Source organism: Aquabacter sp., assembly GCF_965279295.1.
GTDB lineage: Bacteria > Pseudomonadota > Alphaproteobacteria > Rhizobiales > Xanthobacteraceae > Aquabacter.
In genome coordinates this window covers 177,348-197,860 of sequence record NZ_CBDIHQ010000011.1, presented here as the reverse complement: position 1 = coordinate 197,860, position 20,513 = coordinate 177,348, and the positions used below count along the sequence as shown (strand labels likewise).

Here is a 20,513-nt window from a genome sequence, read left to right as displayed (position 1 = left end):
TATAATGCGCTTTCCAATCCGAAATTGCCGTGTAAGGTAAGCACGCTGGGCGTGTATCCGCAAGGCGATAATGTGGCGTTAATTTGTGTAAATTGCGGCCTAGCCATAACCGTTGGAGTTCCGAGCGATGGTTGATATTTCCAAAGTCTGCTCACCCGTTGCCGCGCTGATGGGACCTTACGCCCCGAGGTCAGGATCTCGCAGTCGATTTAGGTGGTTAGTGCTGGCCGGCCTCGTCGCTGCCCTGGGATCGATAAATGCAGCGCCAGTGGATGCTGCCAACGGAGCAGTCGTCTACACGTATGACGCCCTGGGACGATTGACGTCGGCGAGTTACGACACAGGTGTCCTGATTTATTATTTGTACGATGCAAATGGAAATCGGACATCTCAAGTTGTTAATGTCAATACCGCTGCAGGTAAGTGGGGTGATAATTGGGGGCAATTCTTGTGGCAATAAGGTATTAAAATCATAAAACCGATAGTAATACATTATCTTATTATTTAATTGCATCTAAAGCCATAAATGAGATATCTAGCAGGGGCGACGCGCTATGAAAATCCCTCATGTAATCATATTTACCTCGGTTTTATTGATAGTATCAATTTTGCACACGATTTCGGCAACCGCTCAGCAGGCAGTAATCCGTCCGCCCCGACCAACCATCCCGCACGATGCGCCCGTAGCGAACTTGAAACACGAAGGTATAGCCTCGGCGAACCGTGTGGGCGCGAAGCTCACTATAGAGGCGAATAGTTGCCCTTCCACGTCCTCGCAACCTATTCCAATCGCTGTGCTGGCCCGCAACCTCAAGTGTGATATCGGGCTAATGTATGAGTATGTCTACAACAATATCGCGTATGAGCCCACCTATGGAAGTCAAAAGGGAGCTCTAGGTACCCTTCTTGATCGAAGCGGAAACGATGCTGATCAATCAATGTTGCTGGTAAATCTGTGGAAGGCGGCCGGTTACGCACAGGTGGGCTATGCAAACATTGTATTGCAGATGAGCGGAAGTGAGCTTGCTAATTCTCTCGATATGCCGAATAACGCCGACTCTATTGTTAATTTACTTATATATGCGGGCATACCATATGGTTCAGTCAACAGGAATGCTGATGGAACGCTAGATACCATTCTGATTGCTCGGTTCGTCGCGGCTATATATTCCGACGGAGTGTGGTATTACGCAGATCCAAGTCGTAAAGGCCTTGAGAAAACGAGCGGGCTGTCGTTAGGCGAAGTGCAGCTTGCAATGGGTTATACGATCTCGAATTTCCTTGATGTAGTTGGAGGTACAATAGATTCGACCTCATTTTCAAATGCAAATCGAGTAAAATTACGTGAAATGCTTGTGTTATATAGTAATAATTTAATTAACTACGTTAATAAGAACGGTTATAGCTGGAATATTTCCAATGTAATTGGTGGAGTGTCTATAAGACCGATGCCGGGTCTCCCATCATATTTGATAAATTCAGAAATTATACCATCAGAGAATTTTCCAACTAGCTGTTATCTAGTAGATGGTACTGAGTGTAGAAAATTTATTGTGCTGCGCATGCCAGGGGCTGCCATAAACCGGTCAATTAAGCTCTACACTGATGAGGTGTATGGCCATCGAATTACTGCATTTTCGTCAAAATCCGCCTCGGAGTATTTTCCAACTCTGCTCATTGACGGACAGATCCCTGCCTGCGTCGGCATCGGCACGTGCACAAATGTAGGACCCCCCACCGCTGCTGGGCAGGCTTGGTCCATTGGGGCCCGCGTCTCAGAACCGGGGCAGGGGGGTAATGCTGATTGCGGCTCAGATATCGCCTATACAGCGTGCACGAACCTCACAGTTGCCGCGGGGGGGTCTTATCTGATCTCGCTCGGTGCGGGGCGGGTTGGGCGGAGTATGGCAGAATATCATCGACAACTGCTGCAAGAGGCGCAAGCGGGTGGTGGATCGTCGAACTCAGATGCTGTGTTGGGCGAGAGTCTATCGGTCATCGGATATAACTGGCTCGCGCAGGTATCAGCTCAGCAGTTGCTTTCGGGTCGACTGAGCGGCGTTACCCCGCTCTACCGCGTCGGATTGGGAATTGTCGGGCAGGCGAACTTGCAAGGGGGCTCCCTTCAAGGTCCTTACGTGGATCTTCCTATCAATCTGGTGAGCCTCCCGCCCGTGGTAGTGGGCGGACCGACAATCCCCGTCGGAGCGCACAATTACTCCACTGCGTTTATATCATCACTTCTTTCGATTAGTCAGGGATTAAGCTCTTTTGAATCATCTGTATTGGTGGAATCACAATCCAGCATCCCGGGAATGGTTGCTGCGTCGACTGTCAATTTAATTGATAATAACATGAATCAGTCGTATCCAGGGGCTTCTCTGAAAACATTCTTTGCCGATGGAACAACTGAAGGGGGAAGATCGGCTTATACTACATCTATTCGACCTCAGATATTATCTCGCTATTCCGCAGCAGATTTACTAAATATAACGAACTACGTGGCAGGTGGGTCGCAGGTTCTCATTCCGCAAAACGGGCAGGTGGCAGTGGGCCTGTGGACCGGTGCCGGCTATACTGCAATAACTCCAGTATCTGAGCGAATTGATATCGCTCAGAAAATCACGGGCGGCCTATCGGGTGGATTTCCGGGTACAAACGTCCCGACGGAAGATTTGAATCGAAATAGCGCTACTTCGTTTCCCCCGTCCGCGAATTCTGGCTCTATATCCCCCCTTTTAAATACGATTTCCGCGCCAGCGAACCCGAAGATCGCCGAGCCGATCGACGGAATATCCGGCGGCTATATCTACAGCCATGACGATCTTGTCATCGGCAGTGGAGCGTTCCCCTACGCGCTTCCATTCTCCCGGACCTATCTGTCGTCGTCTGGCGGCTATCTTTCCAGCACTACTACGAACAAAGGCATCGGCAACGGGTGGATGCACAATTATGGCAGCAGTGTAAAGGAGGGAAGCGACCCTTACGTGGGGCTTGGCTCTGCGGTCACTCCGGCGGTGAGTGCGGCGACATCTATCGCAGCGCTCTTCGTCATGAGGGATCTCTTGTCGATCACTCCGACAGCGCAGACAATGACATTATCGTCCATGGTCGCGCGATGGCTGACTGACCAGTTCACCGCCAATGTCGCGACTGTAAGTCAGCCCGATACGACCGAGCAGTTTGTAGCATTGCCGCGGTCTGATGGCGCATCCACGGTCACGTATAACGCCCCGTTGGGTTCTTCGGTGAGGCTGACCCAGACAACGGCGGGACAGTACACGTATTTGCGAAAGGACGGGGTCATCCTCAAATTTGGCCCGACACCGAATGGGGCCTTGCAGAGCTGGACATCACCGAGCGGCGCTAGCGTGAACTTGAGCTACTCCGGCGGGACTCTGACGAATGTGACGAACAATCTGGGGCGCTCTCTGGCGCTCTCATACAGCGGCGGCAACGTCACGTCGGTTGCTGACGGCACGGGCAGGACAGTTCAATTCACTTATGATGGCCACCAAAACCTAGTCGGCTACACCAGCCCATCTGGTGCAGTCACCAACTACCTTTACGATACGTCAGGGGTCTACGACACCGCCGGGCGCCTGACTCAGGTATTCTACCCATCAAGGCCTAGCTCCCCCTATCTAACAAATTGGTACGACTCATTGGGGCGTGTGGCCCACCAGGCCGACGCCAACAATAATGTTTGGAATTTCTATTTTGCAGGCTCCCGAAGCGAAACGGTCGACCCACTCGGCGGCCACCACGTCACCTACCAGACCGAGCGCGGCAAGGTACTGTCTGACTACTGGGTTCTGAATAATGGTGCGGCGGGTACTATATTCTACCGTACGCCGCAGCAGAATAACGTCGTGAATCTTACAACGAACCAGTATGATGCGCTTGACCGCCTAACATCAACGCGTCTTCCCGAGGGAGACAGGACCGCGTACGATTATGAAGCAGCCCTTAATCCATGGGCTAACAATATTAAGACGATCACTCGCTACATGAAAAATGGTGCTGCGTCTCCCAAACTCACCACCAAATTCGAATACGATCCAACTTACAATAATCCCACGCTCATCACCGATCCTCGCGGCCTCGTAACCCAACTAAATTATGATGCGGCGACCGGAAACCTGCTCACGGTGATCGCTGACGCAGCGAACCTGAGGGCGACGACGCGCTTCACTTATAACTCACGCGGCCAGGTACTCACTGCGACCGATCCGATGGGAGTGGTGACGCAGAACAGCTACGATGGCTTTGGAAATCTAACCACTACCGTGCGGGACTGCTGTGGCGCCGGCCACATCAATCAAACAGCCACGCTCACTTACGATGCGCGTGGCGACATCGTCGGATTGACCGATCCGAGAGGAAACCTCACGCGAAGCGCCTATGATGTCGATCGTCGCTTAGTGGCGCTGACGCAACCGGCGGCACCGACGTCGCTGATCACCAGCTTCTTTTATGACGCGGACGGACGCCTCCTTAACACGCAGCAATCCAGCAATGGCAGCTTCCTGAGGCAGGTCTCGTCCACCTACACTCCCACCGGGAAAACTGCCACAACCACCGATGCCAATGGCAATGTCACGCAGTATGCCTACGACGCCAATGATCGACTGCAGAAGGTGACCGATCCCTTGTATCGCGTCACCACTTACGGATACGACGCCACCGACCGACCGATCGCTGTGTTCAATCCGGCAATCCAGGCAGGGGCGCTGTTGCAATACGCCTATACGCCGAACGGACGTTTAGCGCGACTTACCGAGGCGCAGGGAAACCAGACAAACTACGTCTATGATGGGTTCGATAGGCTCTCCACCACGCGCTATCCTAATCTATCCACCGAGACTCTTACGTATGACGAAAGCAGCAACATAACGAAGCGCAAGACTCGGGCAGGGCCGGAAATCAACTACGGCTACGACACCCTCAATCGAATTATTACCAAAACGCCGCCGTCCTCGCCTGTTGTCACTTATGCGTACGACCTTAATGGCCACTTGCTCTCCGCCAGTGACAACAGTGCGGCGATAACAAAGGCTAGCACGGGGGGGACCCTTTCCGCTTCCACCTTCCAGTTCGATGCTATGAACCGGCTTGTCGGTACAAGCTTCAGCCCGGTGCAAGCGCAGGCTCCACCAACGGCGTCGAGCGCCAGCTTCACATATGGCTACGACGCGACCAACCGTCGGAGGAGCCAGGGGGCCAGCGATACGAGCTGGTGGGACGTCCCCGCATCCCCATCGAGCACGGCCTATAGCGCGAATAATCTAAATCAATACAGTGTGGTTGCGGGTGTTACGCAGACCTATGACGGCAACGGAAGCCTCACAGGCGACGGTACCTTCACATACGGCTACGATGCCGAGAACCGGCTTATAACGGCCAGTGGCCCAGGAGTTGCTGCAAGCTATGCCTACGACGCTCAGGGGCGGCGTAAGTCGAAAACGGTAAACAGCGCGACCACGATCTTCGTTCAGGATCCCGACAACCGTGCGCTAATTGATTATGACGGAGCCACGGGAGCGGTTCAGAGCTGGTACGCATTTGGGTCTGGCCCGAATGATGTGCTTGCCAGGTCGAATGCCGGTGCGACTGCGCGCACGAGCTTCATTCCCGACGTCATTGGTTCAGTGACAGGGACACTCGATGCGGGCACTGGCGTGCTGACGAAAGCAGGCTTCCAGCCCTATGGCCAGAGTGCCGTAGCGAATGGATCCTTCCGCTACACCGGGGCCCGTTTGGACGCCGAGACAGGGCTCTATGACTTCCGAGCCAGAATGTATTCTCCCAAGCTTGGGAGGTTCATGCAGACGGATCCGATTGGTATCGCTGGCGGCACCAATTTGTACGTCTATGTGAACAATGATCCGCTGAATCTTACCGACCCCACAGGATTGGATCCACTGGTCGGGACGGTGGTAGGAGCGGTCGCGGGAGCTTTTTATGGAGCCGCGGGCGCTGCTGCGGCCCCAGGTTCAAGCTGGAAGTCGGTTTCCGCTGGAGCGATCGTCGGTGCCATCGCCGGAGGTGGGTTGGGATTTGTTGATCCAAGCCTCGGAGTTGCTACGTTTGCGTTCCTAGGTGCGGTAACTGGTGGCGCAGGCGATCTTGTCGGGCAAGTTGCAACAAATTTCCTGGAGGGCAATCCTGCGCTTAATATAAACCCCGGCTCCACAGCTGGTGCAATAGTCGGCGGAGCCGTGAGTGGCGCGGGTGGCGGTATTTTAGGGAGAATATTATCGAGAGTTCCTGCTTCAGAATGGATTAAGTCAGCAGTGGCAGCGTCGATCTCAAGCGGTCCTGCGGTGATTCTGCCTCTTGTTGGAGGAGCTTTCTTCGACTCTGCCGTTGCTCCAAATCCTCGAAAATGAAGATATATAAAGTGATCAACATTAATTACGGATATTTATCGATAACGACTATATCGGTCATTGCATTTATAATAATAATTTGGGCTATCTCCCAGCTTGGAGAGAATGAGAAATTACATGTAAAATACAGAAGGGCCGTTGGATTTTCATTTGTTGTATTACTTGTTGCGTTGATGTTGTGTCAGGTAATCCTGATCGGACGGACTGTCGGCGTCGGAGTAATTTCAGGTAATATTATAGTTCTAGTACTTCTAGTGGAGGCGGCCGTAGGGTTGATAATCCTAATTCGCGCGGCGCTTATTATTAGGAATAAGTATAATATGGATGATATAAAGAAAAATAATTCGATCGAAAAGGATTTACGCTTGGCAAATCAAGTGTCTGTGATGTTTATTGTTGTTAGTATAATATTTATATCATTGATATTTTGCATGTGGGTTCTGTGGCGTTATTAGAAGGCAGCGGTGCAGCCGACGAAAATGACCGGCGATCCGCGGCACGCCATAGGGGGTGGGATGGGCCGGCATCACAGCAGAGCGCCGTACTTTGCGTCGGCTCGGGACGCAGTGCCACGCGCCACGACCTGCAAGGTGCCGTCCGGCAGCGGCCTCTGTAGTGCCGCTGCCTCGCCCCACGGCGCCCTCATCCATACATCTCGCTCTTCGTCCGTCGTCAGGATCACCGGCATTGCCTTGGGGTGGACCTCTCCCACCTCGGCATTGGGGGCGGTCGTCAGGAAGGCGTAGAGGTCGGTTGTGACCCAGCCCTCTTTGGCCTTGCGGACGCCGGACCAGTCCCTCATCTCAATCCCAGCGAAAAAGACGAGCGGCTGATCCTCTGCGGCAGCGAACCACACATTCTGAAACTTGCCCGCGGCGTCCTTCCCGGGCTCCGCGAAAGCGGTCAAAGGCACGAGACACCGGTTCGCTGGACTCAGCCATGGGCGCCAATGCGAACTGTTGGTGTTGCGGACGTTCGTGGTTCCGCCGTCTGGCTCCACCCGCAGAAGTTCGGCGAAATCCAACTCCTTGCCTTTGGCCCGCAATTTCTCAGCGCGCTTAGTGGCGGCCTCCAGGATCGCCTTCTTTGATGACGGCATGCCCCACCTTGCCAGGGCCAGTTCCTCCTCATCATTGGCACCCTTGCGAATGATCGGTCCGGCATAGTCCGGGTACACCTGCGGCGGCCAGGGCGCGCCGTTGGTTATGTCGTGGATATAGCGGCGCAGCGCCCGCATCGCCTCGCGCGTTGTCAGCGAACTGTAGAGATTGCACATCGGCTCGCCCTCCGCCTTTTCGATAACCACCATACCATATCTAGCGGCTTGTTCTCTTTGTGTTCCTATGGAATCCATATAGGCATCACGGGAGCGGAGAGTGCCATGCCGAGCGAGGCGACGCGCGCGGAAGAGAGTTATTTTGCCATCAGCGACGCTGAGGTTGAGGAGAACATCGCACTCTGCAAAGGAAATCTGCGAGAGACCATTCGTCAACTGCTCGTTGGACAAGCGGGGCTTGAACACGAGATTTCCCAGCTCAAGTGGTCGTCCTCACGGGGCTTCGCGAGGAAGCCTGCTGGTGCGCCGGAATTGAAATGATAGCGATGCTCGGGGAGGCGATGGACGCGAAATGGCGCGTCACAGTTCGCTGTGAATCCCCACCTCGTGAAGGCTTGAAGCGCCGCCGGCCGTGCATTTGGCGGGCAGAACTGGACATGCAGACGCTCGTTTCCACTCGAGGAAGAGGTTTCCCGATTGCCAGGTTGGCGCAGCGGCTACGGTGTCCAACATGCGGATGTCGCGAGGTTTGGGTCAGCTTTGTGCCACCTGATGCACCGGCCGCGGTACTTTTAGGGCCGCCCCTCAACTCGAAGTGAAAAAAGGGGGGCGGCGAAATCCTGTGCGCACGCGATGATGGCGGATGAGTGATTGGCGTGCGTCGTGAACTCAAGCGTTTGCTCGTTGAACGTGTCAGGCGCTGATTGCCGGGCTTTAGCATTAGCGCCCGTCGGACGAACCTACCGATGGGCGATCGTGCCCAGGTCAGGGAGACCAATCATGTCAGAAGAGGAAAAGGCCGCCGTCGCATATGTTGCGGCGTTGATCGAGGAGTTGCGCGGGATCTGCTCGTCAACCCGCCTCGCAACGCTTGCTTATATCCTCGCGATGGCCGCGGAGGAGGCCCGCTGTCAGGCCAGCCGTTGAGGCTGGGCCGCTCTTGCCTAAGGCGGGGGCGGCTGCTCCGGCATCCGATAGTTCAGCGCCATAGAAAGCTGCTTGCAAGCACAGCGGCCATCAAGGCGAGGATGGCAAAGAGGATGACCTTTCTCTTCAATCGCATCCCATCCTTTTGCACGCGCCAGTGCACCAGGGACTCGGCAGCGGCGCGTATCGCGTCCTGCGGGGTGTCGTAGACGAGGATCTGCTCTGCCGTAATCATCAGATTTTCGGGCTTGCCGAAATTCTCGATCAGGTGGCCGTTGAGGTCCGTCATTCCGCGAGGGCCAAAGGTGCCGCGGATGCGCTCCACCATCTCTCGCGTGTCAGTGGACCAGAGGAAGACCGGCTTTCCCTGCGCTTCTGCATAGCCCACTTCCCACGCCGTTCCGGGGTCCATGTGTGCGCCGCGAAACGGGGAGATGTTTGCCACCACAGCGTCGGCGGCATTGATGCTGGCGAGGCAGCGCATGCGGATGGTCACTGGATTCAGCTTCTCATCAGGCGTCGCCCCATCCAGTGGGAATATCCCATGTAGCCCGTGTTGAGCGCAGAGTGCCTTCAGGCGCTGCCCTCTGGAAGAAGCGTCGGGAAAGAAGACCTCTGGGCCAGCGAGATAAACTACGGGCTGTAGGGCTCTCGTCACGGCGCTCCGACTGCATCCTTGGTGCACTTCGTGACGAAGCTGGTTTTCGCTGCGCCATAGATTTTCTTGTCGACGGCCTGGGTCTCGCACGTAGCCTGCGCGTCCTTCGTGCATTTGGCCATGAAGCTGGTCTTGGCTGCGCCCGCGAGATTCTTCAATGCTGCCGTGACCGTGCAGGTATCAGCCATGGCCGTGCCGGCCAAGATTGTGAGCAGCATAGCGGCCAGGACTGTTTTCATGATGGCCTCCTAAAGTGGCCAAGCATCTTCCTCCTGTTCCCGCGCCGGCGGAAGATGGGGTCATGGTCGTTGAGCCCGCCTCCAATCCCACGGGGCATCGAACTGCATCGCCCACATGCCCGTCCCTGCCTTCCTCGCCGCCGCCTCGCTCACCTCATAGGCTCGACTGTAGGCGACATAGGCTAATGCCCAACCGGCCCCGACCATCTGCTCCCCCACGTCCTTTCCAGCTATCGAGCAGCGCGCCAGCACCCGACGATAGCGGTCGTGGCCGGATGGCCCGCAGCTCACAACATGGGCTTCGATCATGTCGGCCAGAAAGAAAGCCGCGCGCTGCCCACATCTGACCGCCGCGCCTGTCGCCTTGTCAGTGCAAGTCTGCCGGCCCTCGGGGGCGTCGATCCCTTCCAGTCTGATCCGCTGTCCGTGGACTTCGATGGTGTCGCCGTCGATGACGGACGCACGCCCGACAATGGGCTCGGCAAGGGCGGGAGAAGAGAGTAGTGACATTGCGACGATAAAGCTGGACATGAGCTTCGGAACCACCTGTACCCCGCACACTTGTTGAACCGGCAAGGCACGACCGGGGAGGCCGCACTGCGCAACATCGATTTCAGCTCATGGCAGAGCGTCCTCGCGACGCTGACTGGCCTAGCGCTTATTACCCTCATTGGCGTTGGAATTCGCCTTCTTGTCATGTCCACCGTCCAGCAGCGGCGCGAACGAGCGAACAGACAGATTAATGAGCGTCTCAAGACGCTGATCGCGGCATACAAGATCCTCGGTGGATCGTTCACCGGAACTCTGTCGGTTGACCCCACCCATATGAGAGACCTGCGCCGTAGGGGCGCCTCTCCGGCAACGGCTGATCCTGCAGCGGCCGTTATGAGCTCCATCGGTTCCGACAGATCCCGACGCATCCGTGATGCCGTCGAAGCGGCGCTGTCTGACGTGATCCTCCTAGGAACTGAGGAGCAGGTGAACTTGGCGGCCCACGCGGTGAGTGAACTTGTTGCCGGCCGTCCTGTGCATACTCACGACCTTGTCGTTTCCTTGCGAAATTTCATCCGCTCTGCATTGGACCTAGAGCCGATTCCGGCGAGCCTACAACTCCCGCAACAAGGGCCAGCTCGTCCCTCGGCGGTGAGCGGGAAAGGTAAGGGTGAGCAGGAGCGAGATGGCGCCCGTAAAGGCGACGGCGGTGCCATCGGAATGGGGGGCGGTACGGGGATGGGCCTGGGGGAAGCTGGAGGGCAAGAAGACCTCTTCCAGAGAGAAAAGTGAGCGCGTCAATTTCAAAGAATGATGTCTGGCCGTTGACACCTTTGCAGTCCGGTGGATGGCTCAGTTCATCGAAGCAGGAGCTGACATGACGATTGAGACTTGGCTTGCTTTTCTTGCCGCATCGGCCGCTCTGGTATTGATCCCAGGCCCTACCGTCCTTTTGGTCGTGTCCTACGCGCTTGGACAGGGATGGCGCGCAGCGCTGCCCATGGCAGTGGGCGTTGCCCTGGGCGATTTCACCGCCATGTCCCTATCAATCTTGGGAATTGGCACCCTTCTCATGGCGTCCGCCACGCTATTCACCATCGTGAAGTGGGCTGGCGCGGCATATCTGGTCTATCTCGGTATCAAGCTCTTTCGGGCCGGGGGGACTTTGAGCGCGGAGCCAAGAATGCGCTCCTCCACAGTCACTCGCATGGCGGCACACGCTTGGCTCGTGACCAGCCTGAACCCAAAAGGCATATTGTTTTTTGTCGCCTTCTTCCCGCAGTTCATCGATCCACACGCCGAATTCTGGCCTCAGGTTTTCATCCTGCAAGCCACCTTCCTGGTCATCGCGTTCGGAAATGCGCTTGCCTATGCGTGCTTCGCTAGCCGCGCCGGCCAGCTTGTTCGGAGCGAGCGAGTGATCGGCTTGGTGAACAAGACTGGGGGCACGATATTGGTTGGCGCCGGGGTGGCTTCGGTGGCGATCCGAACCGGAAACTGAGTCCCTGCAATCAGATAGGTGTGTGCAGGGAGGTATGTGCAGAGAGGCCTACGATTTAGGCTTCGGAGGCGGATCGCTCGCGTCTTTGTTGTAGACGCCGCCCAGATATGAGCGGCAATCCTTCTGCGAGGCGCTCGTCGAACTGTCCACGCATACGAATGTGGAGCCTCGGCAGTGGGAGATCCCTCCCTTCTTGCCGGAGCAGGGCGTGTTGGTCGCTCCGGCTGAGCCAGAAAGACAGGCCACCGCGAGTAGGGCGATACCCACGAGCCAGAGCGTCCACCTCATGTCGCTGGAGCTTTCTCGCCGGTGGGATCCACGGGCTGCTGTGCCGGCGACAGGATGAGGTTTGGAGACGCTCCAGCGGGCCTCTTGCCGACGGGATAAAGAACGACCTTCAGAGGGTTCGGAAAGTGCTCAAGAGTGGCCCCGGACGCGGCGTCCGCCGCCATACCAACGACCCCACCCAGGATCGCATTTCCGACCAATCCCGCGGCTGCACCGTCACCCGCCAGGCGGGTCTTTACGTCGATCTGCTCGGGTTCGAACCCCTGCTTGGAGATCGAGACGGTGAACTCGTCCTTACGGCTCACTGTCATCGTGCACGGGGTGACACACGTGAAGCCCGTTGATGTCCGAACCTCGGCCCCTGGCGGCTCAGATTGGATCTGCACTTGTGCCGATGTTCCACGGGTAATCGTGGCGCATCCGACAACGAGACCCGCGGCCGAAATTACGGCGATCAATCTTTTCATGAATTGCTTCCCCCACTCGCGATGGTTGCGCATCGAGTGAAGGATGTCCAGCGGGGAGGTTGGTAGGTAGGGCAAGAACTTTGAGGGTAGGGATAGACTCGTGGACCGCAGGTGGCGCAGTAGCGCCGCCTGACTTCCAAGGAGAAGACCCATCCAGGCGAACGTTTCGCATGGTCGCCAAAAGACTTAAATCGGTCCGAAGCACCTTTATCACGCTTGCCAGACCTGGTTTAGAATCTGCGCTGCGAGGGCGGCTTTGTCCTGTGGGAGAAAGCGGCCATAGTGCTTCGCAACCATCTCCGGAGTATCTTGGATGGCGTAACTAGCCTGTTCATACGATCCAGTTTGCTTCAAAATATGAGTGGCGAGTACATCACGCACGTTGTGTGGCCCATGTGGCAGGAGGCCCTTAATCGCTCCACGCCCCGTAAAGGGGTTATGGATCCCGTAACGCTGGATTGCGACACGCCAAGCATCATAAAATGAAGTTCGATCGTATTCTGCATCTTTGCTGTTTATTTTTACCGATTTAACAAACAAGGTGCCGGGGTCAGATGCATCCTTTAACAAGATACGCCGGTGTCTATCTATATAGGCTTCGAGGTGCTGATATAGCCCCCCAAGGTCGGGCAAAATCAACCGGAATGGCTTGCTGCTAAAGAATGAGGAGTCAGCATTCTTAAATGCGACTGAAGGAATCCATACCTCCCAGCCTCCATCTCGTTCGCTCCAGCGCAGTTCACCACGTTTAAGTTCCGTGAGACGCCGCTCTGTGGTTGGTGTGCGGCCGCGCGGACAAACGAGAAGTTGGCGCATATTTTTCTGGCGCAGCCCTAGATGTAATCCAAATCTAAGCATTAAGAAGGCGCGCACCGACTCTGCGGCTGAGCGCGGATAGCGTTTCTCGTCAGGCAAGAGACGCAAAATCTCATCCGTAATCTTGCGGTATTCGCCCACAGGACTATCGGCCTCTAGGATCGGCATAATGGGCTCAAACGGGTCGCGATGAATGCGGGCTATGCGTTGCACCTCGCGTGCACGCGCTAAGCCGTGTTTGTACATTTCGTCGCAAGCTCTATCCCAGTCGGCACGCACCCCGGCGATGTCGTGTTCAGTTACTAGATTCTCGACTGATCTGAGCCGCTCCGCGAGTTTTGGATTTTGGCGGAGCCATCCCGTTTCTGCGCGCGTCAAAGCTATTGAGACGCGGAGCATGTCGACCTCCCAGGCCGTATAGAAACCGCGCCGCCGTTCTCTCCACTGGATGTACCAGTCCCAGACAGCAGGAAATACCAGAAGGGCAAATGTCAGGCTTTCCATCGGCACGCCAAAGCCGCGGATAACGCCGCCGGGCGCTGCCGCCAACGCGCCAAACATAAGCCCGAGGTGCTCGACCTTTTGTGAGGCGGTTTCCTCGCCCCAAACCCCATTTCTTTGGTAGCCGAAAGCAGTCAAAATTGACGTCTTGAATTCTAGTAGGTTGGTCATTTCTTGGGAAAGTTGGCGAGGGGCATCTGCCGCATTAGCTGCAAGGTCGGGATCAGGAAATGCACCATCCTCACTCAGCTCAAATCTGTAACGCCCGCGTGGCTGGGTGCTGCTACCGAGAAGGCCAGGAAAGCGTATCGAGTAACGGTGCTTCATAGCGGCGGCTTGAAACTGACGGTATTCTGTAGCGCCGCTGATCACCACCCTCTGAACCCACTCCAGTATTTCCTCTCGCTCTTTGAGTGGTTTGAGATCAAAATCGTGTGGTAAGTGCCAAGCAAGGCGCCGACGCTCAGAATCTGTAATTCCGTCGAGCTTCTTTGCCGATGTACTTCTGTCGGAATGGGGAAGTTTGGAACGAAAATAGCCGGCTCTAAGACGGTAGCGCCGATCTAGAAAGTCTAACGCGATGAGACTTCCCGCAGAGCGCGGGATTTTCAAGCCGCGCGTCCACATGCGGATGGTGGTGGCTAAAACCGAGTGGCCATTGGCGGCGAAAACCTTTTCCAGATGCGGGGGCGTGTCATCATGTCTACTCATTTGCAAAGTCAGTGCCGATGGAAAATCATCCACGTCCGCCCAAGTATCTTTTACGGGCTTCGGAAACTCCTCGATATTCTTCGGCTTCGGGCCAGTCTTCCGTTTCTCTCTAATCTCGGTTGGGGACGTCAAGTTAGAAGTAGGAGTTAAATGGCTTGTCGGATGCTGCATTCGACAAGCGCCTTGAGCCTTTGAAATCGCCGTTTTCCGGGTCTTATTGGGCTTAATATTTCGACGAACGGCATCTATCACCGAACCCAATACAGGTGCCGCCATCATTAGTATTTCATGGGAAATGCCACAATTCGATGCGATTTCTCTCCAATCATGCACCTTTGATAATGAGAAAGCGGAGTTACTCGTAGCGCAGTCGAGTAAATAAGCTTGAAATGAAGCCAATTCTCGAGGTGGAAGGACGGTTGCTGCACGAGTGCGGCATAGCTGCGCCACCTTTCGGGCGAGCTGTGTTTTTGGTCTATCAATCATGGGAATGCGTTCGATTAATCAGCTGGAGTAGGGGGCCGGCTGTCTCCCCGATTCAGCGATTTTTTTGAACAGCCCGGAGGTGGCGTCAGCCGTGTCCCTCAGCTGGCGCGGGTAATTGTCGAGGAGATGCATTGCAGAAAGAGCCTTGCGGCTGTAGGGGCGCCACAAGGGAGCTGTGAGGGCCTCCTGTCCCAGACGCTCGCGCGCTCCGAGGAACCTGCCGACCTGGAATGGGTTTCCTTCCCATAAACGATAGGAGACCCTCATGGATCATAGCGCACACGTTCGCCTCGTCCCTACTGAACTCGTCCCATCCAATCTCGAAGGCGCGACCATTTACGGTCCCGACGACGAGAAGATCGGAAGCGTTTCGCACATCCACGGGGCCGGTCTTTCCAGCCAGATTGTCGTGGATGTTGGCGGGTTCCTTGGGATCGGCGCAAAGCCAGTGGCGGTGCCGGTCAGCCAACTTGAGTTCATGCGCGACGAGGATGGCGACGTTCACGCCGTCACGAGCTGGACCAAGGACCAGCTGAAGAAGATGCCGGAACACCACGACGCGTGAAGGTGGGTCCGGCTTAGACCGGGCCTCACATACTTCATACCCGGGGAACGATCCCCGATCCCATGAAGGCAGCGAAGAAGCTGCCATGACTCAGCGAGGAAGGAGGGGCGTCTTGCCCCTCCTGTAGCGACTCACGCGGTCGCTTTGGGCTTCCGTGGCGCCTTAACCGGAGGCGGCGGGGCCACGACCGCGTTCCGGCGCTGCTGGCCGAGACCCATCTGCTTCGCCAGCTCCGAGCGCGCCGCAGCGTAGTTCGGCGCGACCATGGGATAGTCAGAGGGCAGTCCCCACTTTGTCCGGTATGCTGCGGGGGACAAGTTGTAGTGGGTCTGGAGGTGGCGCTTCAGCGACTTGAACTTCTTGCCGTCTTCAAGGCAGATCAGAAAATCAGGTGTCACTGATTTGCGGATGGAGACAGCCGGTTCTTGTGGCTGCGGTACGGGAGCGGCAGGCTGCGCAAGACCGGTCAGTGCGGCGTGGACCGAGCTGATGAGCGTGGTCAGGTCCGAAGCCGCCACCGAATTGTTGCTTACATAGGCGGACACAATCTGCGCGGCCAAATATACGGCCTCGTTGGACTGCTCGCCGTCGTTGTCTTCAATCATCTAAACCACCTGAATGCAATGTTATACGCAACGCATGCTTTAGGTCATTGGAAACAAATAGCAATGGCGTTGGTGGAAAAAGGCGAGAAGCAGACCTGGGGGGTATTCCCAACACACGCATGCAGAGGGCGAAAAGGTGGAGTGCTGCCAAACGGGGCCTCTGACCGATGGAGGTCTGGTTGCGCGCTTCGTCACCGTTGAAGTGGGCGCAACGCTGATCGCGGAGAATGGGCCCGCCTCGCGGTGAAGGTGGTGTAGCGGCGCACCACTGGCGCCCTTCGCCCTGCAATGCGATCCTGGGGGGGGGGGGCAAAGCAAAAGGAGGCGGGGTATGCGGAAGCTTGAAGTGGCGCTGATAGATGCCAAGCTCATGCTTGGGGACAAGCCGCTGCAGGAAGATAGGTAAATTAGTAGGCCGACCGCAGAATCGGGGGAGATTGGTCTCGCTATGAATTATCAATATCTGATATTGGAATTCGTATTATTTATTGCTTATTTGTCAATAATATTCGGATTTTCTTATTTTTTCCTAAGGTATAATCCAGCGCAAAAGCGTAGAATATTTTTTGGGCGGATTATTTTATCAATATCTATTGTAATATTTTTGTTCCAGATATCTCTCGCAGGAGACGTGACTAATTTTTCCGGAGATCAATTTTACATTCTTCTATTATTGATCTTAATTCAATCTGCTTCTGGCATTTTTATTATGTTATATTTTTCATCTAAATTAAGGAATCGAAAAGAGTTTAAGGACCAAATTATTGCTTCGGAAAATCCGGGCTCGCCGCACTCAATTGCGACTATATTTATACTTGTCAATATAGCGCTCATTGTAACTATGGGGAGTTTCTGGTGGATGGCCGCACATAGGTGAATAGAGCCTCCAAGATGTCTAGAAAATCCAACGGGCACGCGTTCCGGATCGTTCTGGTGCCGACAAGGGGGTGAGGCGGCCCCCATGCCGAGCAGCGCTGGAGCTTTTACCCCAACAGCCTAGAATTGACCTTACCGTCAGGCTAGAGGCAGGATTATGGAAAACGGTGTCATTGTCATCGGCAGTTGGGACGATCTGGAATCCGATTCCATTCGTATCCAAGACTTTGTAGCCGATGGTGGATCGTTCATTCCTATTTTCTCGGACGAGGCCACTTTCAAGCAGCAAGCACGCGGCTCCGGCTTTGAGGACAATGGCATACTGATAGATCTGAACCTTCTAGCATCGATGCTTCAGGGTGATGAGATTTTGATATTGAATCCAGGCGGAGCAGATCCGGTGAGGCTGAAAAAAGCAGATCTGATCAGCAGTCGGCTGAATATCGGATAGAGACCGCTTGGCTTCGCACCGTCTTCATACCTCGAGAATCCTTAGGCACTTAAGATCGCAATGAGGCCAGTATGGATGGGTATGATGAATATTTTGAAGCAAAGAGCATTGCGAACCGTATCGAGTTGCAAGGGTTTGTAGCTGAAGCAAGTGCTATCCGTGACGCGATAGATATGGGCAGTTCTGGCACCGAGATTTTCATGAATTTATGTTTTGTTCTTACCCCCTTTCAAAGGGGCGAAAACATTGACGCCGTAACCCGCGCCCGTATCGCTGTACTTGTTGGCAGAATAAACAAGGCTCTAACTCGATAAGCCTACCTGTGGCGGCGACGGCTGAAGCGGTTGGTGCTGGAAACGTCGCCAGTTCGGCGACATTTACCCGAGTATCATAGGGAATTCCGACGATACTCGTGCAAAAGGCGAGCGCCCCCTTTTGGAGAATTTCTTGGTTTCGTCCAGATTTTGGACGAAACTCTGCTGGTGTTTCCGTCTATGGGTCCAAGCCTCTTCGCGCGCGCCACCGGCCAATACGCGGGCAGCTTCGGAGAAAGAGTGGAGAAGTTGTCCACTCTTTCCATGTCCGCCGCGCCCAACAGCACCATGCCGCGCCTCTGGATGCAGCGCCTTGTACGCCCTGCGTATGGCAACGGTCAGAGCACCGCGTGGCGCCTAGCGTTAACCCACATCAATGTGCACCTGTTGCCCCTTGTTAAGGCGCGCATGGACAATGCGGTGGCAGGTCGGACAAAGTAGCGCGAAGTCGTCTATCGTTGTTTCACGACCGCCCTCGGCTAGTGGGTGTAGATGATGAACGTCGAAGACTGTCCTTGGAGAAAGTCCCGCCGCCGAAGGGGTTAGCTGAGGTTGAGAGCGGCACTCATCACAATGCAGCGCGCCCGCCTTGGCCCTCATCTCAAAGAATCGATTGGCGATCTTTGAGTCTCGAACGGCCACCTCGATTGACTTAGAGACTCTTTGGCCCTCATGGCCTATTTTCTGATCTTGCAGTAGGTCAGTGACGAATCTCTCATCGTCTACGATACCCTTCAGATATACGATACTAAAACCGAGATTAAATAGAAATTCTTCCGCTTCTCCACTTGAAAAGGTACGTGGAGGTACTGGCGAAGTGTGGGCCGCTGCTAAAATCGCTTTCATATCGTAAAGGCGATTTCCTTGGGTAATGTATTTGGTTCGTGCACCTCGACCATTGGCATATTTCGCTAAAAATAATGGAGACCGCCCGCTCTCAATGTCCCTCATAGCGTCGTATTCCGCCATTTTCTCAAGTATGGAGTGCACTGTCGGCCAAGATTCTTCGTCAGATTTAAGCATAGGCATGTCGCCTCCCACAGTTGGTGGGATGATGCTACGCGTAACTGATAGCTGTCTAGTCCACGCTTGCGACTATCCTCACAGTCGCTACTCTCCTCCAGCCAGCCTCACCCATCATTTTCTGCGCTTAGCTGCCCAGGCCTAAGCCCATCCCCTGCGCCAGCCTTCAGCGCGACGCCTGCACCGCCTGCCGTGTCGCCGTCGGCGAGGAACTGGATGCCTGCCGCCTCAAGGGCGGTGCGGATGGCGGCGAGGTTATTGGTGCCGGGAGTGCGGCGTCCCTTCTCGAAGTCGATAACCACGCCACGCGACACCGAGGCGGCAGCGGCGAGGGCGTTCTGCTCAAGACCGAGGATGGCGCGAGCGGCGCGGCACTGGGCGGGAGATATAGACATAAAGTCCAACGTTGGATTCTGAGTTGACGTCATATCGAATGTTGGACATCATGTCCTACATAAGACGTGACGACAAGGACTCAGCCCCCATGCATACCAACACCGTTACCGAATCCTCCACCACCACCCGCCTCGAACCCGGCTCCCGCCGCTGGTTCCGTGCCCTTTCCTATGCAAGCTGGCTGTTCCAAGAGCGCCGCGCGCTCTGCGCCGAACTCGGCATCTCGGAGCGCATCGCTTATGAGACTCCGGCCACGGCGTTCCACCTCTACTCGGATTACGAGCCACTGCTCGGGAACCCGCCCCAGTTTCGCGGCGACGCCGTCATGAACCTCGCGGGCGTCGACATGGAGGCGATTGCCTTCTGGGCGGTGGAGGCCGCTCAGAGGGCCGCACAGAGCGATGCACCGCCGCAGGATGCCATCTGGCCTGATAGGCCCACCGCAATGTGGTGCCAGGCGACCAAACTGGAGGAGCGGGTATGAGCGCCCTTCCTGCCGTTCGAGCCTCTCTCGGGAAAACCGTCCGATTCGTACAGATCCGCGACGACGCGATGGAGCCCTCGCTTCGACGCCACACCGACTATGTAGTGATGCTGCCGTGTGAGGAGTTTCGGCACGACGGCCTGTATGTCATCGATCAGGGCGGTCTCGCGGTGACCGTCCGGCGCATAGAAGGGTGCCGCGACCATGTGCGGATCGTCCCGGAGAACCGCCGCTACAGCGCCCAGAAGATCCACAAGGCGGACTTCGCTGACATCTGCCTGGGCTTGGTGGTCGGACGCCTCTTGATCGACGACGTTGCCAGCCTCGCCGAGGCGGGCATCTGCACGGCTGAATAGGGACTCACCGAATCCAGCGGGCCTCCAAACGGTCGATAACCATTGCCGGCGTGCCCGCTGGTAGCCCCGTCGCTTTCGGGTGACGGGGCTCCTTATTCCTGGCGATGCCTGGAATTTCCGGTTTCGGTGGCGACTCGGTGGCGACTCGGGCTTTTCTGCTGTTGGCTAAAAACCAGCTAAGTCTTTGAAATTGTTGGCGCACCCGAAGGGATTCGAACCCCTGACCTCTGCCTTCGGAGGGCAGCGCTCTATCCAGCTGAGCTACGGGTGCTGGCGCACGGCTCTCGTCTACCTCATCCCCCGCGTGCTGACAATCGCCTCCGGCGCGCTTGTCTCTCCGTATTGCGAAGGGCGCCAAAGCGAAACACGGGTGCGCGACCGAGGAAGGAGGCGCGCCTTTGAGGCGCGGCTGTTCGCAGCAAAACGCTCAATTCACGATTCTAAATGTTATTTATTATTTTAAATCCATAGATTTAGTAGAATGTTATTGACGCGCTGCCCTCGTCTGGGTTTCATGGTGAAAGAGGAGCGGTTGGCGCTGGGCGCCGCCCTCCAGTGGAATGAGAGAGACTTTCAGATGTCGTCCCATCTGCGGCACATCCTCTGTATGCGGAGCGGCGGTTTCCGGCGCTGAGCCGCCGGCCGTTGCTCGTCCTCTCCGCAGCTCAAAATCCCAACTTCCATTAAGG

The 20,513-nt window shown here is 55.8% G+C and carries 19 protein-coding genes and 1 tRNA gene; 9 read left to right on the top strand and 11 right to left on the bottom strand.

Features of this window, described 5'->3' with window-relative positions:
• Nucleotides 1-830 precede the first annotated feature (830 nt).
• Nucleotides 831-6,392 (top strand): RHS repeat domain-containing protein, encoded by a 5,562-nt coding sequence (locus ADADO0_RS05315; RefSeq protein WP_511304060.1) that lies wholly within the window; start codon nucleotides 831-833, stop codon nucleotides 6,390-6,392.
• A 526-nt stretch (nucleotides 6,393-6,918) separates the two neighbouring features.
• Here the strand turns inward: ADADO0_RS05315 and ADADO0_RS05310 are convergent.
• A complete protein-coding gene (locus ADADO0_RS05310; protein ID WP_511304059.1) occupies nucleotides 6,919-7,914 on the bottom strand; it encodes an SOS response-associated peptidase in 996 nt (331 codons plus the stop codon).
• 534 nt (nucleotides 7,915-8,448) lie between these two features.
• On the opposite strand from ADADO0_RS05310, the gene ADADO0_RS05305 reads away from it, so the two are divergent.
• The gene (locus ADADO0_RS05305) at nucleotides 8,449-8,595 is read left to right on the top strand and encodes a hypothetical protein (RefSeq protein WP_511304058.1); all 147 of its coding nucleotides are present in this window, start codon (nucleotides 8,449-8,451) and stop codon (nucleotides 8,593-8,595) included.
• A 52-nt stretch (nucleotides 8,596-8,647) separates the two neighbouring features.
• Here ADADO0_RS05305 and ADADO0_RS05300 read toward each other — a convergent pair whose 3' ends face one another.
• From ADADO0_RS05300 to ADADO0_RS05290, 3 genes are read right to left on the bottom strand one after another with little or no spacing between them, the layout of a single operon-like run.
• The gene (locus ADADO0_RS05300; RefSeq protein ID WP_511304057.1) at nucleotides 8,648-9,367 is read right to left on the bottom strand and encodes a nucleoside 2-deoxyribosyltransferase; all 720 of its coding nucleotides are present in this window, start codon (nucleotides 9,365-9,367) and stop codon (nucleotides 8,648-8,650) included.
• The gene (locus tag ADADO0_RS05295; RefSeq protein ID WP_511304056.1) at nucleotides 9,250-9,492 is read right to left on the bottom strand and encodes a hypothetical protein; all 243 of its coding nucleotides are present in this window, start codon (nucleotides 9,490-9,492) and stop codon (nucleotides 9,250-9,252) included. Before ADADO0_RS05295 ends, ADADO0_RS05300 begins: the two co-directional genes overlap by 118 nt.
• Before the next feature lie 60 nt (nucleotides 9,493-9,552).
• Nucleotides 9,553-10,023 carry a thermonuclease family protein gene (locus ADADO0_RS05290; RefSeq protein ID WP_511304055.1) on the bottom strand — a complete coding sequence of 157 codons (471 nt, stop codon included), beginning with the start codon at nucleotides 10,021-10,023 and terminating at the stop codon, nucleotides 9,553-9,555.
• Nucleotides 10,024-10,056: 33 nt separating this feature from the next.
• On the opposite strand from ADADO0_RS05290, the gene ADADO0_RS05285 reads away from it, so the two are divergent.
• Both ADADO0_RS05285 and ADADO0_RS05280 read left to right on the top strand, forming a co-directional pair.
• Nucleotides 10,057-10,776 (top strand): hypothetical protein, encoded by a 720-nt coding sequence (locus tag ADADO0_RS05285; protein WP_511304054.1) that lies wholly within the window; start codon nucleotides 10,057-10,059, stop codon nucleotides 10,774-10,776.
• An 85-nt stretch (nucleotides 10,777-10,861) separates the two neighbouring features.
• Nucleotides 10,862-11,485 carry a LysE family translocator gene (locus ADADO0_RS05280; protein ID WP_511304105.1) on the top strand — a complete coding sequence of 208 codons (624 nt, stop codon included), beginning with the start codon at nucleotides 10,862-10,864 and terminating at the stop codon, nucleotides 11,483-11,485.
• Nucleotides 11,486-11,533: 48 nt separating this feature from the next.
• On the opposite strand, the gene ADADO0_RS05275 is transcribed toward ADADO0_RS05280, so the two are convergent.
• The 3 genes from ADADO0_RS05275 to ADADO0_RS05265 all read right to left on the bottom strand — a co-directional run bounded on the left by ADADO0_RS05275 (nucleotide 11,534) and on the right by ADADO0_RS05265 (nucleotide 14,547).
• Nucleotides 11,534-11,773, bottom strand: coding sequence for a YdcA family protein (locus ADADO0_RS05275; RefSeq protein WP_511304053.1), 240 nt, complete (start codon nucleotides 11,771-11,773; stop codon nucleotides 11,534-11,536).
• Nucleotides 11,770-12,240, bottom strand: a complete 471-nt coding sequence (locus ADADO0_RS05270; RefSeq protein WP_511304052.1) for a PEGA domain-containing protein — start codon at nucleotides 12,238-12,240, stop codon at nucleotides 11,770-11,772. The genes ADADO0_RS05275 and ADADO0_RS05270 overlap by 4 nt, the downstream gene beginning before the upstream one ends.
• Nucleotides 12,241-12,450: 210 nt before the next feature.
• On the bottom strand, nucleotides 12,451-14,547 hold the full coding sequence (locus ADADO0_RS05265) for a hypothetical protein (protein WP_511304051.1): 2,097 nt from the start codon (nucleotides 14,545-14,547) through the stop codon (nucleotides 12,451-12,453).
• A 472-nt stretch (nucleotides 14,548-15,019) separates the two neighbouring features.
• Between ADADO0_RS05265 and ADADO0_RS05260 the strand changes: the two genes are divergently transcribed.
• Complete coding sequence (locus ADADO0_RS05260) at nucleotides 15,020-15,319, top strand: PRC-barrel domain-containing protein (RefSeq protein WP_511304050.1); 300 nt, start codon at nucleotides 15,020-15,022, stop codon at nucleotides 15,317-15,319.
• Between the two features lie 131 nt (nucleotides 15,320-15,450).
• On the opposite strand, the gene ADADO0_RS05255 is transcribed toward ADADO0_RS05260, so the two are convergent.
• Nucleotides 15,451-15,924, bottom strand: a complete 474-nt coding sequence (locus ADADO0_RS05255) for a Ros/MucR family transcriptional regulator (protein ID WP_511304049.1) — start codon at nucleotides 15,922-15,924, stop codon at nucleotides 15,451-15,453.
• 1,033 nt (nucleotides 15,925-16,957) lie between these two features.
• Here ADADO0_RS05255 and ADADO0_RS05250 point away from each other — a divergent pair.
• Together ADADO0_RS05250 and ADADO0_RS05245 are read left to right on the top strand one after the other, a co-directional pair.
• Nucleotides 16,958-17,251: an SseB family protein gene (locus ADADO0_RS05250; protein ID WP_511304047.1), complete on the top strand. Its 294-nt coding sequence runs from the start codon at nucleotides 16,958-16,960 to the stop codon at nucleotides 17,249-17,251.
• Nucleotides 17,252-17,322: 71 nt separating this feature from the next.
• A complete protein-coding gene (locus ADADO0_RS05245) occupies nucleotides 17,323-17,565 on the top strand; it encodes a hypothetical protein (RefSeq protein ID WP_511304046.1) in 243 nt (80 codons plus the stop codon).
• Nucleotides 17,566-17,928: 363 nt separating this feature from the next.
• Here ADADO0_RS05245 and ADADO0_RS05240 read toward each other — a convergent pair whose 3' ends face one another.
• A complete protein-coding gene (locus ADADO0_RS05240) occupies nucleotides 17,929-18,588 on the bottom strand; it encodes an HNH endonuclease (protein WP_511304045.1) in 660 nt (219 codons plus the stop codon).
• A 107-nt stretch (nucleotides 18,589-18,695) separates the two neighbouring features.
• Nucleotides 18,696-18,983: a helix-turn-helix transcriptional regulator gene (locus ADADO0_RS05235; RefSeq protein ID WP_511304044.1), complete on the bottom strand. Its 288-nt coding sequence runs from the start codon at nucleotides 18,981-18,983 to the stop codon at nucleotides 18,696-18,698.
• A gap of 50 nt (nucleotides 18,984-19,033) precedes the next feature.
• Here ADADO0_RS05235 and ADADO0_RS05230 point away from each other — a divergent pair, with 50 nt between their 5' ends.
• Together ADADO0_RS05230 and ADADO0_RS05225 are read left to right on the top strand one after the other, a co-directional pair.
• Nucleotides 19,034-19,468: a hypothetical protein gene (locus tag ADADO0_RS05230; protein ID WP_511304043.1), complete on the top strand. Its 435-nt coding sequence runs from the start codon at nucleotides 19,034-19,036 to the stop codon at nucleotides 19,466-19,468.
• Nucleotides 19,465-19,824, top strand: a complete 360-nt coding sequence (locus tag ADADO0_RS05225) for a S24 family peptidase (protein WP_511304042.1) — start codon at nucleotides 19,465-19,467, stop codon at nucleotides 19,822-19,824. Before ADADO0_RS05230 ends, ADADO0_RS05225 begins: the two co-directional genes overlap by 4 nt.
• A gap of 194 nt (nucleotides 19,825-20,018) precedes the next feature.
• Here the strand turns inward: ADADO0_RS05225 and ADADO0_RS05220 are convergent.
• Nucleotides 20,019-20,095 (bottom strand) — tRNA-Arg (locus ADADO0_RS05220).
• Between the last annotated feature and the right edge of the window lie 418 nt (nucleotides 20,096-20,513).